Source organism: Mesoterricola silvestris (assembly GCF_030295405.1).
Taxonomy (GTDB): domain Bacteria; phylum Acidobacteriota; class Holophagae; order Holophagales; family Holophagaceae; genus Mesoterricola; species Mesoterricola silvestris.
The window spans coordinates 688,069-702,625 of record NZ_AP027080.1; the positions used below are offsets into that span (position 1 = coordinate 688,069).

At 71.9% G+C, this 14,557-nt stretch carries 10 protein-coding genes; 4 read left to right on the forward strand and 6 right to left on the reverse strand.

Annotated elements, in window-relative coordinates; genetic code table 11:
• Positions 1-181: 181 nt before the first annotated feature.
• Complete coding sequence (locus R2J76_RS02920; RefSeq protein WP_316414284.1) at positions 182-1,894, forward strand: sensor histidine kinase; 1,713 nt, start codon at positions 182-184, stop codon at positions 1,892-1,894.
• Here R2J76_RS02920 and R2J76_RS02925 read toward each other — a convergent pair.
• On the reverse strand, positions 1,891-2,631 hold the full coding sequence (locus R2J76_RS02925) for a carbon-nitrogen hydrolase family protein (protein WP_316414285.1): 741 nt from the start codon (positions 2,629-2,631) through the stop codon (positions 1,891-1,893). The two genes, R2J76_RS02920 and R2J76_RS02925, sit on opposite strands and share 4 nt — an antisense overlap.
• A gap of 61 nt (positions 2,632-2,692) precedes the next feature.
• Here R2J76_RS02925 and R2J76_RS02930 point away from each other — a divergent pair, with 61 nt between their 5' ends.
• Positions 2,693-4,420 (forward strand): M13-type metalloendopeptidase, encoded by a 1,728-nt coding sequence (locus tag R2J76_RS02930; RefSeq protein WP_316414286.1) that lies wholly within the window; start codon positions 2,693-2,695, stop codon positions 4,418-4,420.
• A 68-nt stretch (positions 4,421-4,488) separates the two neighbouring features.
• On the opposite strand, the gene R2J76_RS02935 is transcribed toward R2J76_RS02930, so the two are convergent.
• The 5 genes from R2J76_RS02935 to prfB form a co-directional block, all read right to left on the reverse strand.
• Positions 4,489-5,325, reverse strand: a complete 837-nt coding sequence (locus R2J76_RS02935) for an EamA family transporter (protein WP_316414287.1) — start codon at positions 5,323-5,325, stop codon at positions 4,489-4,491.
• A gap of 9 nt (positions 5,326-5,334) precedes the next feature.
• Positions 5,335-8,046 carry a hypothetical protein gene (locus tag R2J76_RS02940; protein ID WP_316414288.1) on the reverse strand — a complete coding sequence of 904 codons (2,712 nt, stop codon included), beginning with the start codon at positions 8,044-8,046 and terminating at the stop codon, positions 5,335-5,337.
• Between the two features lie 52 nt (positions 8,047-8,098).
• A complete protein-coding gene (locus R2J76_RS02945) occupies positions 8,099-8,683 on the reverse strand; it encodes a hypothetical protein (RefSeq protein WP_316414289.1) in 585 nt (194 codons plus the stop codon).
• 261 nt (positions 8,684-8,944) lie between these two features.
• Complete coding sequence (locus R2J76_RS02950) at positions 8,945-11,407, reverse strand: heavy metal translocating P-type ATPase (RefSeq protein ID WP_316414290.1); 2,463 nt, start codon at positions 11,405-11,407, stop codon at positions 8,945-8,947.
• Positions 11,404-12,507 (reverse strand): peptide chain release factor 2, encoded by a 1,104-nt coding sequence (gene prfB, locus R2J76_RS02955; protein WP_316414291.1) that lies wholly within the window; start codon positions 12,505-12,507, stop codon positions 11,404-11,406. The genes R2J76_RS02950 and prfB overlap by 4 nt, the downstream gene beginning before the upstream one ends.
• 77 nt (positions 12,508-12,584) lie before the next feature.
• Here prfB and R2J76_RS02960 point away from each other — a divergent pair, with 77 nt between their 5' ends.
• A complete protein-coding gene (locus R2J76_RS02960; RefSeq protein ID WP_316414292.1) occupies positions 12,585-13,517 on the forward strand; it encodes an alpha/beta fold hydrolase in 933 nt (310 codons plus the stop codon).
• Between the two features lie 17 nt (positions 13,518-13,534).
• Positions 13,535-14,479 carry an outer membrane protein assembly factor BamD gene (locus R2J76_RS02965; RefSeq protein WP_316414293.1) on the forward strand — a complete coding sequence of 315 codons (945 nt, stop codon included), beginning with the start codon at positions 13,535-13,537 and terminating at the stop codon, positions 14,477-14,479.
• The last annotated feature ends 78 nt before the right edge of the window (positions 14,480-14,557 follow it).

Sequence of the window (14,557 nt, forward strand, 5' to 3'; positions counted from 1 at the left end):
ATCGGTCCGCGTCGCCCCTCCGGAAGGGAAACCATGCAAATAAGCCTCATTAATAAAATAACATATTAAATCGGTATGATAATTGGCTAAAGGTGTTCATTTTGAAGGATAACCATCAGAAAGATATTGAGTTTTCGGGGGGTCTGGACGATAAAGGAGTGTCCGGGTGGGCCTGAGCACGATGGGAAATGTCTCATACATACTTTCGCCGGGTGCGCTTTACGCGCTCCTGGGCGGCCTGAGCCTTGCCCTCCTGGCGCTCATTCCGGCCCTGCCCGGAAGGAGCCCCTATTACGTCCATTCCGCGCTGGTGATCTTCTTCAACGTGGCCACCGCGGGCCTGGCCCTGGCCAAGGCCCGGGACCTACCGGAGGAGCGGACGGGGTGGTGGATCTTCGCCGGGGGGGTGGCCGTCTCCATGCTGGGCAACGGCCTGTGGCTGTTCCTTCCCCTCGCCCCGGGCGCGGCCGGGGCCATGCGCATCGCGGCCTACGCCGCCACGCCCCTTTCGGCGGCCATCCTGGCGCTGGCCCTGTGGACCTGGCCCTGGCACGGACGGGAGGGCAACCGTACGCTCAATCTCCTGGGGAGCCTGGTGTTCTGCCTATCCTTCCTCCTGGTCCCATGGATCCATGGGCTCTGGGGGCCCCTGATGGACGGCGCGCCGCCCGCCAGGGTTTTCGTCGTGACCCTGTGTTCCCGCCTGGTCCTCACGGGAAGCCTCGCGGCCTTCCTGGCCGCCGGGGACCCCCGGCGCCTGAAGGGGCCGCTGGGCTGGATGCTCCTCAATGCGAGCCTCCTGTTCCTCCAGGGCGCCTTCCTCTCCCATTCCTTCGCCCACCTGGACGTTGCCGCCCGATCCGCCTGGTTCGCCCTGACGCCCCTCGTTTCGGGGGCCCTCTTCCTGGCCGCCTACACGGCCCGTCCCGTGGAGGTCCCCTCCGCGGATGAGCACCACGAATACCCCCTGTCCGGGCTTCTCCTCCACCTCCCCTTCCTGGCCGCCTCCACCCTCATCGTCGCGGCCACCATCCGGGGCAGGGCGCCGGAACCTCCGGTGCTGCTGGTCTTCCTGCTCATGACGGCCACCCTGGTGCTGCGCCAGTTCCTCCTGCAGGGCCAGTTGGCGGCCTCCCACCGGGAAATGGAGGCGCGGGTCCTGAGCCGCACGCTGGAGCTCGAGCGCATGCAGGACGTGGTCCTGCTCAATGAGCGGCTGAACGCGGTGGTGGTGCTGGGCGCGGGCCTGGTCCACGACCTGAACAAGGGCCTGGGCTCGATCCTCTCCGCCGCGGAGGTGCTGCAGATGGAACTGGAGCGGCGCATGAAGGTCTCCGGATTCGCCGTGGAAGCCATCATCGAGGCCGTGGACCGCTCCGCGGTGCTCTCCTCGCGGGTGATGGACTTCTCCCGGCGGCTGCAGGAGGAGGGGGAGGTGCGGGACCTGCGGCGCGAACTGGGGGCCCTGGAGGGGCTCCTGAAGCTGCTGGTGCCCTGCGGCGTGCACCTGCTCCTGCAGCCCGGCCAGGAACCCGCGCCGGTGCGCATCCACACCGAGGACCTCAAGCAGATCCTGCTGAACCTGGTGGCCAACGCCCGGGACGCCATGCCCGGGGGCGGCACGATCCGGGTGGCCGTGGGCAAGGAGCGGCTCACCGGGGAGACCTACCTGGACGTGGAGGACACCGGCACCGGGATCGCCGCGGCGGACCACGAGCGGATCTTCGAGCCGCTGTTCACCACCAAGGACCCCGGCACCGCGACCGGCCTGGGCCTGGCCTCGGTGAAGATCCTCCTGGAGCGGGTGCAGGGCCGGGTGGAAGTGAGCTCCTCCCTGGGCGCCGGCACGCGGTTCCGCCTCCTCTTCCCCGCCGCGGCGTCCGTGCACGCCTAGAAGATTTCCGTCCTTCCGATGTCCACGAACATCTCCAGGGGATCCACCAGGAGCGCGTCCCGCACCTTCCGGTCCAGCACGTAGGCGTGGTCGTCCACGGTGCGCACCGGGTCGCCCAGGGGATCAAAGACGTGGTTGCCGGCGCCGGCGAAGGATTCCAGGGGGTGCTCGGAGGCGCTCACGCAGCAGCCCACGGCGAACACGCCGTTCTCGATGGCCCGGGCCTGGAGCAGGGCGCTCCACACGTGGTCGCGGCGCCAGGGCCACCAGGCCGGCACCACCAGGGCGTCGCAGCGTGCCTGGAGCCGAAGGGCCCGGGCCTGTTCGGGGAACCGCAGGTCGTTGCAGTTCATGAGGCCCAGGGTCCAGTCCCGGAAACGCACGGCCACGTAGCGGTCCCCGGGCTCCCAGAGCTCGAATTCCCCGTTGGGGCGGAACAGGTGGACCTTGTCGTAGCTGGCCCTCTGGACCCCTCCCTCCCAGAATGTGAGGCGGTTGCGACGGTCCTCGGTCATGGACCCGAAGACGAAGCCCGTGCGCGGGTGGTCCCCGGAGATGGCGCGGAAGCGCGCCCGGGCCTGGGCGGGATCCAGGGTGCGCCGGTAGCCGTGCAGGAAGCCTTCGGGGAAGACCACCAGGTCCGCGCCGTCCGCGGCGGCCCGGGCCGCCTCGGCCTCCATGCGGGCGAGGTTGGACGCCACGTCCATGCACACGAACCGGGACAGGTGGATCCTCATGGCAGCTCCCCGCATTGACAGGGCCGGAAGGCCCTCCGCATCATGATACGTGAGGTGTTCCTTGATACGCGCGGCGCGGTTCCTTCTTCCCGGCCTCGTGGCCGGCGTGCTGGGCGCGCAGGTCCACGGGATCCGCACGGCGGATCTGGATCCTTCCGGGGCGCCCTGCGGGGATTTCTTCCGGTTCGCCAACGGGGGGTGGGCCCGGTCCAACCCCGTTCCCCCGGATCGCGCGTCCTGGGGCGCCCTGGACGAGGCGCGGGCGCGCGCGGAAGAGGTGCTGCGCGAAGCGGCGGAGGAGGCCGCGGCCTCCCTGGCGCCCGAAGGCAGCGTGCCCCGCCAGGTGGGGGATTTCTACGCCTCGGGCATGGACACGGCCGCCATCGCCCGCGCGGGCCTGGGGCCCCTGCGGGAGGGGCTGGCGCGCGTCGACGCGGTGCGGGATCCCCGGGACCTGGGCCCGGAATTCGCGCGGCTCCACGCCCTGGGCGCCGGGGCCGGTTTCCTCCTCACGGTGGGGCCGGAACCCGGACGCCCCGCGCTGGACATCGCGCACCTGTCCCCGGGCGGCCTGGGAATGCCCGTCCGGGACTACCTGGCCGAGGAGGGCCGGGGGCGCCGGGCCGCGTACCTGGACTACCTGGCGCGGCTGTTCTCGCTGGCGGGGGAATCGCCGGCCCTGGCGCGGGCCCACGCGGGCATCGCCTTCGACCTGGAGCGGCGCCTGGCCGGGGCCCAGGCCCGGGACGCCGCCCCGCGCCGGATGACGCGGGAGGAACTGGCCGCCCTGGCGCCCCGGTTCCCCTGGCAGGCCTATTTCCAGGCCGTGGGGCTGGCCTCGGAGGCGGAACTGCGGGTGGCCCAGCCGGAATTCCTGGCCGAACTCTCCGGCATGGCCGGGGACACCCCCGCGCCCCCGTGGCGGACCTACCTCAAGGCGCGCCTCCTGGACGCCGGCGCCCCCTTCCTGGGCGAGGCCTTCGAGAACGCGGCCATGGCCTTCCGCGGCGGCGCGCCGGAGATGCGCGGGCCCCGGTGGCGGCGCGTGGTGCGGGCCACGGACGCGGCCCTGGGGGAGGCCCTGGGGCAGATGTACGTGGCCCGCACCTGTTCCCTCCGGTGCAGGGCCCGCGCCCAGGCCCTGGCCGGCCAGGTGCGGTCCGCCCTGGGGAAGGGGCTCCGGGACCGGGGCGCCTTGGCGAGGCTGGGCGCCCTGGAGGTGAGGGCGGGCTATCCCGAGGCCTGGCCGGATTTCTCCGCCCTGAGGGTGGAGCGCGAGGGCTTCCTTGCCAATGTGCAGCGGGCCGCGGCCTGGAGGTTCCGGAGCCAGGTGGCGCGGGCGGGACGTCCCGCGGACCCTGCCCGGTGGCCCGTTGCCCCCACCGCCGTCGAGGTGGTCTACGACCCCGTGGGCAACCAGCTCCTCCTGCCCGCGGGCGTCCTGCAGCCGCCCTTCTTCGATCCCCGGGCCGACGACGCGGTGAATTTCGGCGGCCTGGGCGTGCTCATTGCCCGGGAGCTGGGCCGGGGCCTCCTGGAAGAGAAGGGCGAATCCGCCGGCGTGGAAGCCGCATTCGCGGGCCTGGAGAAGGCCCTGGAGGGCCGTCCCCGGGAAGCCCTGGACGGCTTCACCCCCGCGCAGCGCTTCTTCCTGGCCTTCGCCCGGAGCCGGCGCCAGGCGGGACCCGCGGAAGCGTCCCGCCTCGCCGTGAACGCCGCCCTGGCCCGGGTTCCGGCCTTCGCCGCGGCCTTCGGGTGCGGGTCCCCCCAGGACGCGCCGCATCCCTGATCGCGTGCGGGACCATCCGAGTGGACCATAAAACCTAAATGCTTGGTGTAAGGGATCTTACGGCACTTCTAGGGCCAGGCCAGGCCCACGGCCCCGGCGGCCACGAGGCAGGCCCCGGCCCATTGCCTGGGCGAGGGCCGTTCCCCGAGGACCCGGGCGAACAGCACCGCGAAGACCACGGAGCTGTTGCGCAGGGTGGCCAGGAGGCCCGCCCCGCCCAGGGCCAGGGCCTGGAGGTAGAGCAGGAAGCTGGCCGTGCAAAGAAGGCCGGCCCCCACCACCAGGGTCCCCCGGGGGGCGAGGAAGTCGGAGCGGGGGAAGCCGTGGGCCAGGCCCCGGGCCAGCACCTGGATGGGCAGGCTCACCGCCATGGAGACGGCGTACAGGGGGATGGCCCGGGCCCCGTGGGCCAGGCTGAGCTTGTAGCAGAGGGTGTAGCCCGCGATGGCCGCGCCCACCGCCCCGGCCCAGGCGAGGCCGCCGCGGGCCGCGCCCCGGCCGGGGACGAGGCCCATGAGGCCCAGGCCCGCGCCCACCACCCCCACCGCCAGGCCGGACAGGGGCCGGATCCGTTCACCCAGGAAGAGGAGCGAGATGGGCCACACCAGCAGGAGGGAGCCCCCGCGCATCCAGGTGTAGGTCCAGCCCAGGGGCGCCCGTTTCAGGGCGCCGGCGAGGGCCAGGAAGTAGAGCCCCTCCCAGACCCCGGCCCCCAGGCCCCAGGCCAGGGCGGGGCCCGGGGGGAAGGCCGGGCCCGGCAGGAAGGGGGACATGGCCGCGGTGGCCAGGAAGGAGATGGCCAGGATGCCGAAGGAGGCGGCCTCGATGCCGGGGGCCTTCTTCAGCAGGGCGTTCCACAGGGCGTGGAGCAGGGCCGATGCCAGGACCAGGGCCGCGACCAGCACGGGGCCTCCTCAGGGGCGGACCACCAGGGCGAGGGTGCCCACGGTGCGGCCCTTCATGACGCCGTCCAGGGGCCGGTGGATGCCCGCCTGGATGCGCAGGCGCCGCAGGACCGCCTCGCTGGCGCCGCCCAGGGGATTGTCCAGGGCGAACTCCAGGCCCGCCACCCGGGTGAAGGGAGGGCGCCCGGCGCCGGGGTCCCAGAGGGCGCTGCCTTCCAGATAGGCGTGCAGCGCGCCGCCGGCCTCCCCCCGCCACCGCAGGAAGCGGTCCCCCGTGGCCAGGCGCGAAGGCAGGGCGGGCTGCTCCACCTGGCCGCAATCGAGGCTCGCGGGGACGAGGCTCGTGGAGGTGCCGCCCAGGTGGAAGGCCTCGCCCGCGGCGCCGCCCCCGGTGACGCGGCCTCCGGAGGTCCTCAGGACGAGGGGGACCGCGGGGTTCTCCAGGCGCAGGGAAAGGTCGGCCCGCACGAGGTTCCAGCGGTTCCCGCCGGTGGTCCCGGTGAAGGCCTGGAGCTGGGGATGCAGCGCGAGGCCCCAGGGGCCCCGGGCCTTGAGGGCCCCCATCCCCGCCCGGAGCCCCAGGAGGCCGCGGGTGCGCGCGGGGCCCGAATCCAGGGGCTCCACCCGCTCGAAGGCGGCCACCGGGCTGAACCAGAAGGGATGGTCCCCCCGGTCCTCGTAGGTGAAGGACACCTCCCCGCCCTGGCGCCGGGTGTCGGCGGCCACCGGCGCGAAGGATTGGCGGGAGGGCCGGGCCGTGGCGGTGAAGACGGCGAGGGCCGGGCGCCAGGCCCAGGCGGCGCTGGAGACGCCCGCCATCGCCCCCCGGGGGCCCGCGTCGTCGCCGGAGCCCCCCAGGACCTGCCAGGACAGCCGGCCCAGGAGGTCGGCCCCGGCCAGGCCCAGCTGCCAGGCGCTGCCCGAGGGGGTGAGGGTCGCCCCCGATGCGATCTGGATCCAGCCGTTCTCCGCGGCGCGGTACGGCGTGGAGGGCAGGGGGCCCGGGACCTGGGGCAGGGTGACGGGTTCCACGGGGGGCGGCAGGACGGTGCGGGTGGTGAGGAAGCGGGGCTCCGGAGCGGGGGCGGCGGAAAGGGCCGGCAGGGCCAGGTCCAGCCGGCGGATCTCCATGCCCCGGGCGTCCAGGGTGGTGAAGAAGAGGGTCCGCCCATCCGGGCTGGGGGCCGGGTTCCAGGCGCCGGACACGGTGCGCGTGACGACCTGGGCGGCCTGGAAGACGGGGGCGCCCCCCTCGCGGACGAAGGGCACCTTGACCACCTCCACCCCGCCCTCCACCTCGCTGCCGGCCCACAGGAGCCCCCGGCCCTCGTCCACGAAGGCCCGGCCCACGGCCTGGCCCGGCAGGGGCACCGGCCGGCCCTCCAGTTCCAGGGCCCAGGCGGCGCCGCGCCTCAGGGGGTCCAGGGTGCGCCAGCGCGGGGGCGGCAGGGTCGACGGCGCGCGGTCCACGCCCTTGCCGATGCGCCACAGGGCGGGGCGCCGGCGCAGGGTGCCCTCCGGATCCGCGTGCTTGAGCTGGAAGCGCACGGTGCCGTCGTTCACCCATTCCCCCGCTTGGGGAACCCGGTGGTCCAGGGCGGGGAGCATGGCCGCGGGCTTGCGGGACGGGCTCTCCGGGGGCGCGTCCTCCGGGGCGTCCGGGTCGGGGCGGACCGGCCTTTTCGGGGGGGCGGGATCCCGCAGCCTCCAGATCCAGAGGCCGGACTGCCCCCGGGCTTCCTGGGAAGCCAGGAGCCGCGTGCCGTCGGGACTCACCGCCAGGTCCCGCAGCCCGCCGGCGCTCCGCAGGAACAGCTCCCCCTCGCGAAGGCCCTGGGCCTTGAGGCGGAGCTCCCATTCCAGGGCGTCGTGGGCGGCTTCGGCCTGGAAGCGCTGGTACCCGTCCGCGGCGGAAAACCCGAAGGTGGCCAGGAAGGCGGCGTCGAAGGACCGGTTGCGCTTCGAGGCCAGGTGCTTCCACAGGTTCCTCAGCACCCCGGGCTGGGCGGGGCGCTGCCGCTCCAGCCACTCCAGGTAGGCGGAGCCCACCTGGTACGCCATGCTTCCCCCCATGAAGCCCCGGGTGGCGTCCAGGGCTCCGTAGGGGGGGAGCTTCCCGTTCCGGGCCCACTGGCGGATCAGGGCGGCCCGCAGGGCGCTGTGGGGGCGGCCGGATCCGGTGATGCGGCCCTCCGCCAGGGTCGCGTACCCCTCGGTGACCCACCTGGGGCACTTCAGCACCAGGGGCCCCAGGGGCAGCGCGAAGAGGTTGTCCAGGGCGGTGCGGGGGCGCCGGGTCCGGGTGAGGTGCTGGATGTGCGTCATCTCGTGGCTGACGAGCTCCTCGGTCCAGGTGCTGTAGGCGTTCCCGAGGAAGTCGTCGCTGCGGGGCTCCGTGGCCCAGAGGGTGACGTGGGGGTAGGGCAGGAGCGGCACGGCCATCCCGTTGGGTTCGGCCACGGGATCCAGCAGGACCACCTGGATGGGCCCGGGGTGCTCGTAGCCCACCAGGGCGATCACCTGCGCGTGGATGCCCTCGATGCGGGAGGCCACGTCCTGCGCCCATCCCGCGAGCATCGGCGGGTAGTGGATCCGGTAGTGGGCGGTGGCGATGGTGCGCCACGCGGCGTCGGGCGCCTGGATCCCGGCGCCCGGGGCGGGCAGGGCCGCACACGCGGCCAGAAGGGGCGGAACGAAGCGGCGCGGGTGGAAGACGTCCATGGTCGGCATCCTTGTCGACCTCCAGACTACCCTCCACCCGCGACGGACTTCATCAGTACATCTGGTACCAGGCCAGCGCCCCGGTGTTGCCGGAGATGGCCACCTTCGCCCGTTCCCAGGGGCAGGTGAACACGTAGACGAGCTCATCGGGGTAGCCCGGCGCATCGGGCCGTTTGGTCTCCACCTGGGAGAACCCGCGCACGTACCCGTTGGCGTTCAGGCCGGCGATGGCCGAATCCAGGTTCACGGCCACCCAGGTGTTCTCCATGGACTTGCATGCGGGGATGGACGACTTGGAGAGGAGGAAATCCGAGAAGAGGCCCTTGGTGCACTTCACGCTCGCGGAGCGGGGCCGGGGGGCGGGGGCCACCGCCTCCTCGGGCACCGGGTAGCGGGCCTCGTAGAAGAGGGTCCACCGCTGTACGTCGGCGGCCCTGGACATGAGGTAGGCGGGGTTCCCCCCGTTGTCGCCGCGTACCAGGCGCAGATCCAGGTCGGCGGGGGAGTGGGTCCCCTGCAGACCCTGGGACGCGAAGCGCTTGGCGGCCGACGCCAGGCCGTTCAGGTCCACGGCCCCCTGGGCGGACAGGGCGCCGGCGGTGCATAGCGCCATCAAAGCAGCTTTTATGCTGATCATGGAATCTCCTTGCGGGGTGGATGGTATGCGGGTTCCACGCCGCCTGTCTCCGGGCGGCATGGAACCCTTACCCACGGGTTGAAACGTAGTCGTGTGAAAAAGTGTGTTTAAAAAAGGCGGGATCTTCGGTGCGAAAGTTCATGTCGTGCGCTGGTCCAGCTGCGTTGTTGATCGGCACTGACAATTCTAGTCGCAGTGCCCGACTCCGCAAGTCATCTTTTCGAATGAACGGTTTAAAACGAAATAAACATCAATTATGTGTCAAACCATCGTTTCAAGATTCCTTGGCCGGGCGTCCAAAGAGAGCTTCCGGGCGCTGTTCACCACGACGCTGATGCTTGAAGCCATCATGGCGGTGGCGGCGAGGATGGGATGGATGTGGCCGGTGAGCGCCAGGGGGACGAGCATGGCGTTGTAAACCAGCGCCCAGCCCAGGTTCTGGCGGACCCGGCGCATGGCGAGCCGGGCGAGAGCCAGGAACACGGGAATCCGCCGCAGATCCCGGTGGACCAGCACCACGCCCGCGGTTTCCAGGGCCACGCCGGCGCCGCTGCCCATGGCGATGCCCAGGTCGGCCTGGGACAGGGCCACGGCGTCGTTCACGCCATCCCCGGCCATGGCCGCGGGTCCGACGTTCTTCTGGATCCAGGCCAGTTTCTCGCCCTTTTCGATCGGTAGGGCCCCGGCCAGGACCCGGTCGGCGGGAATGCCCACCCGGGCGGCCACGGCGAGGCAGGTCTCCAGGCGGTCGCCGCTCACCAGCCAGCAGGCGATGCCCATGCGCTGCAGGGACGCCACGGCGGCGGGGGCCTCGGGGCGCAGGCTGTCGCCCAGCCCCCACAGGGCCAGGGCCCTGCCGCCCCGGGCCACCATCACCAGGGAGCCCTCCAGGCCGTCCCCGTCCCACCAGGCCGCGGGGGCCTCCACCCCCTGGTCCCGGAGCCAGGAGGGGCGGCCCACCAGGACGGCCTCGCCGTCCAGGGTGCCGGAGACGCCCAGGCCGGGATGGTTGACCCGGTCCCCCACGGGGGGCAGGGCGGGGCCCCCGGCCAGGGCGCGGGTGGCCCCTTCCCGGAAGATGCGCTCGGCCAGGGGGTGCACGGAGATCTCCTCCAGGGCCGCGGCCAGGGCCAGGGCCTCGCCTTCCGGCGCCCCGGCGCGGGTGCCGGTGAAGTCGAGCCGGCCCGTGGTGAGGGTGCCGGTCTTGTCCAGCACCAGCGCCCGGATGCCGGGGGCCTTCTCCAGCACCTCGCCCCCCTTGAGGAGGATGCCGCGCCGGGCGCATTCCGTCACGGCGGCCACCAGCACCATGGGGGTGGCCAGGCCCAGGGCGCAGGGGCAGGCCACCACCAGCACCGCGACCCCGGCCATGAGGGCCTCCACGGGGGTGGCGGCGCGGGCGTAGGCCACGAAGCCCGCCAGGAGGGACAGGGCGATCACCACGGGCATGAAGACGGCGGCGATGCGGTCGGCGAGGAGCTGGATGGGGGCCCGGGCCGCCAGGGTGCGGCGCACCCGCTGGACGATCTGGGCCAGGCGCGTGGCGGCGCCCACGGCCACGGCCTCCATTTCCACGGTGCCCGAGGCCAGGAGGGTTCCGGCCAGGGCCTGGGAGCCCGGGCTCAGGGCCACGGGCAGGGATTCGCCCGTGAGGGAGGAGGTGTCCGCCCAGCCCTCCCCCGACACCACGCGGCCATCCACGGGGATGCGTCCCCCCTGGCGGACCCGCACGCGGTCGCCTTCGGTCACGGCGTCCAGGGCCACCTCCCGCCACGCGCCCTCCACGAGCACCTCGGCCCCGGGCGCGGACAGCTGCAGCAGCCCGGCCACAGCCCTGCGGGCCCGGCCCTTGGCGCCGCCCTCGATGGCGCGGCCCACCACCAGGAGCGACACCAGCATGGAGGCGGTGTCGAAGTACACGTGGTGGGTGTGGAGCACAAGGGCCGAATAGAGGCTCACGGCGAAGGCCAGCAGCGCCCCGAAGCCCACGAGGCTGTCGGTGTTGGGGGAGCCCAGGCGGATGCGGCGCCACCCGGTGACCATGATGGGCCAGCCGCAGTAGAGCAGCACGGGCAGGGCGGCCAGCCCCGTGGTGAGGGTGAAGGCGTTGCGCACGGTGAGGGGCAGGGGATCGGGATCGTAGATGCGGTCCATGAACACCAGGTCCGCCAGCCAGCGCACGCCGGTGTCGTGGGCGAAGGCGGCGTACATCACCATGGCGTTCATCATGGCGTTGGCGCCCAGGACGATGGCCAGGACCAGGCGCAGGGGGCCGTGGACGCCCGCGTCACGCTCCTCGTCGGGGTCCAGGGGGCTCTGCTCCCGGGCCGGGAAGCCGTGGCGCGCGCAGTGGGCGGCGATGGCCTCCTTGTGGACCCGGCCGGGGGCGTAGAGCACCTGGGCCACCTCGGAGACGGTCTCCACCGTGGCCTTGACCACCCCGGGCTGGGACTGGAGGATCCCCTCCACCAGTGGCGCGCACGCCGCGCAGGCGATGCCGTCCACCTTCAGCCAGAGTTCCAGGTAGGGGCCGGGGGGCAGCTCGGCGTCCTCCCCCCCCTCGCCCTTGAAGCGGGGCCCCATGCGCCGGGCCTCCTCGGGCCCCAGGATCTCGAAGACCGTGGCGCAGCCCGGGCAGCAGAACTCCAGGGTGCCGCCCTCCAGGTGCCTCACCGTGCGGTTCTCGGCGATGGGGGAGAGGCAGAGATCGCAGTGGGGTTTCACTGGGCCTTGAGGCTCTTCGCCAGGAGCTGGGTGCGGATGAAGGCGTCCAGGTCCCCGTCCAGGACCTTCTGGGTCTGGCTGGTCTCCTCGGAGGTGCGGTGGTCCTTCACCATCTGGTAGGGGGCCAGCACGTAGCTGCGGATCTGGGAGCCCCAGGCCACGTCGGACTTCTCCCCCGAGGCCTGGGCGACCTTCTCCTCGAACTTGCGCCGCTCCAGTTCGTAGAGGCGGCCCTTGAGGACCTTGAGGGCGGTGGCGCGGTTCTGGATCTGGCTGCGCTCGTTCTGGCAGCTCACCACGAGGCCCGTGGGCAGGTGGGTGAAGCGCACGGCGCTCTCGGTGCGGTTCACGTGCTGGCCGCCGGCGCCGCTGGCGCGGAACACGTCGATGCGCAGGTCCTTCTCGGGGATCTCGATCTCGATGGTGTCGTCCAGCTCGGGGCTGACGTACACGGCCGCGAAGCTGGTGTGGCGCCGCTTGGCGGCGTCGAAGGGGGAGATGCGCACGAGGCGGTGGACCCCGGCCTCGGCCCGCAGGTAGCCGTAGGCGTAGGGGGCCGACACCAGGAAGGTGGCGCCCTTGATGCCGGCCTCGTCCCCCTCCTGGAAGTCCAGCATCTCGGTCTTCCAGCCCTTGTCCTCGCAGTAGCGCAGGTACATGCGCAGGAGCATGGCGGCCCAGTCGCAGCTTTCGGTGCCGCCGGCCCCGGGGGCGATGGCCACGATGGCGTTGCTGGCGTCCAGCTCCCCGCTGAGCATCATGCGCAGTTCGGCGTCCTCCACGGCCTTGCGGAGGGCGACCTCCAGGCCCTCGGCCTCCAGGAGCATCTCCGCGTCGTCCCGGGCCAGCTCCAGGGCCGTCTCCAGGTCGTCCAGGCCGCCCCCGAGGCGCTTGGCCAGGGCCAGCTCGTCGGTGATGACGCCGCGCTTCTTGAGGATGGGCTTGGCGGCCTCCGGGTTGTCCCAGAAGCCCGGCGCCGCGGTCTGCTCCTCCAGCTGTTCCAGCTCCAGGAGCTTGCGGTCGGGATCCAGGTGCCGGCGCAGCTGGTCGACCCGGGGTTCCAGTTCGTTTTTTGCTCTGACGAGGCTATCAAAGTCCATCCCCCATCCTAGCCGTTCCGGGCCCCCTTCCGAAACCGGGGAGGGAAGTTCGGGGATTCCCAAGGTATCCTCATGGGATGTGCGAGAACCTTTCCGTCCTGCCCGAGGATATGGAGCCCACCGTCCGGGGGTTCCTGACCGGGCATGGGGGGGCACCCCTGGCCTTCGCGCGATGGGAGCACCCCAGCCCCCGGGGCCGGGTGGTCATCGCCCCGGGCTACGGGGAGCACGGGGAGCGCTACCGGCACACGGCCCGGTGGCTCCACCGCAACGGCTGGTCCGTGACGGCCATGGACCACCAGGGCTTCGGCCGCAGCGGCGGCGTGAGGGGGGACGCCCGGGGCATCAAGGCCCCCGTGGAGGACCTGGCCCTGCTGCTGCGCCAGGAGCGCCTCAACGACACCCTCAGCCGGGGCTCCCTGCGGCCCGTGTGGCCCCAGGTGCTGCTGGCCCACAGCTTCGGGGGCCTGGTGGGGCTCCTGGTCCTGCTCTGGCACCCGGACACCCTGGACGGCCTCATCGCCTCCAGCCCCGCCGTGGTCCTGCGGCCGATCCCGCTGCCCCTGCGCCTCCTGCAGAAGCTCCTCCTCCTCGCCGCCCCCCACCGGCCCCTGGCCATCAAGGGGGACAAGACCCAGGTCTGCTCCGACCCCGTGCTGGTGCAGCGCTACTGGAACGACCCCCTGTGCCATCATCTCGTCACCGCGGCCTTCCTGGACGCCCTGGAGGAGGGGCGGCGGGAACTCCTGCCCATGGGGGCCGAACTGGACCGCCCGATCCTGCTCCTGGAGGCCGGCCAGGACACCATCGCCGACCCCGACGGGGCCGAGGAGCTGTGGAAGGCCGTCCCCCCGGACCGCCTGGAGCGGCACCGGCTGGAGGGTTTCCTCCACGAAGTCTTCCACGACCTGCGCCGGTTCGACGCCGAACGCATCACCGAGGAATGGCTGGCCAAGGTTTTTCCCCCCCTCGAAGGAACCAAAGCCCTTCCTGGCACCATTTTGAATTGAGAAACCAAAGGAAATCCATGAACCTCTCCCGAACCCTCCCCCTTCTCGGCTGCGGCCTCCTGCTGATGGTCGGGGCGGTGGCCTGCCGCAAGCCCAAGCCCAAGCCCGAGGCGGCCGTGGGCCAGACGGCCGCCCAGATCCTGGCGGAAGGGCAGATCTACCTCCAGAACGGCAAGTGGGAGGAGGGGCGCAAGGTGCTGCGGGTCATCGAGGAGCGCCTGCCCTCCGCGGCGGAATTCCCCCTCTCCAAGCTCCTGGTCGCCGACAGCTTCTTCTTCGGCTCCACCTCCACGTACCCCGAGGCCCTGGTGGAGTACCAGAGCTTCCTCACCTACTTCCCCCGCCACGAGCGCCGGGACTACGCCCTCTACCGCATCGCCCTGTGCCACTATGCCGTGATCGAGAGCGCCGAGCGGGACCAGACCGAGACGCGCAGGGCCCTGGAGTCCTTCCAGGCCCTCCTGAAGGAGGCCCCCGGGTCGGCCTACGCGGTGGACGCCAAGGCCAAGATCACCCAGTGCTGGCGCCGCCTGGCGGAGTCCGAACTGATGGTGGGGATCTTCATGGTGAAGAACTACCAGTTCGCCCCCGCGGAAAAGCGGCTCAAGAACCTCATGGAGACCTACCCCGAGTACGTGGACCGGGAGCGCGCCTACTACTTCCTGGGCGAGGCCATGCGCCAGCGCCCCGTGGACGGCGAGGTCATCAAGCAGTTCAACAAGGACTGGCTGGCCAAGGTCAAGAAGGAGGACCTGTCCAAGCTCAGCAAGGAGGAGCTGGCGGAGTTCACCAAGGCCTTCAATGCCCTGGTGAAGGACGAGCTGGCCAAGTACAAGGAGGAGGCCCAGGGCTTCTACCGGAAGCTGGTGGAGAGCTACCCCGGCAGCGAATGGGCCGGCCGCGCCAATGACCGGCTCCTGGAAATGGGCCAGACGGGGCGCAAGGAAGAGCTGGACAGCTAGCCCGAGTTACCGACCCACCCCAACGATCCCTGCCGAAGCCAGCAGACAATCCTTCCCTGAAACCGAGGGACCGGCGCC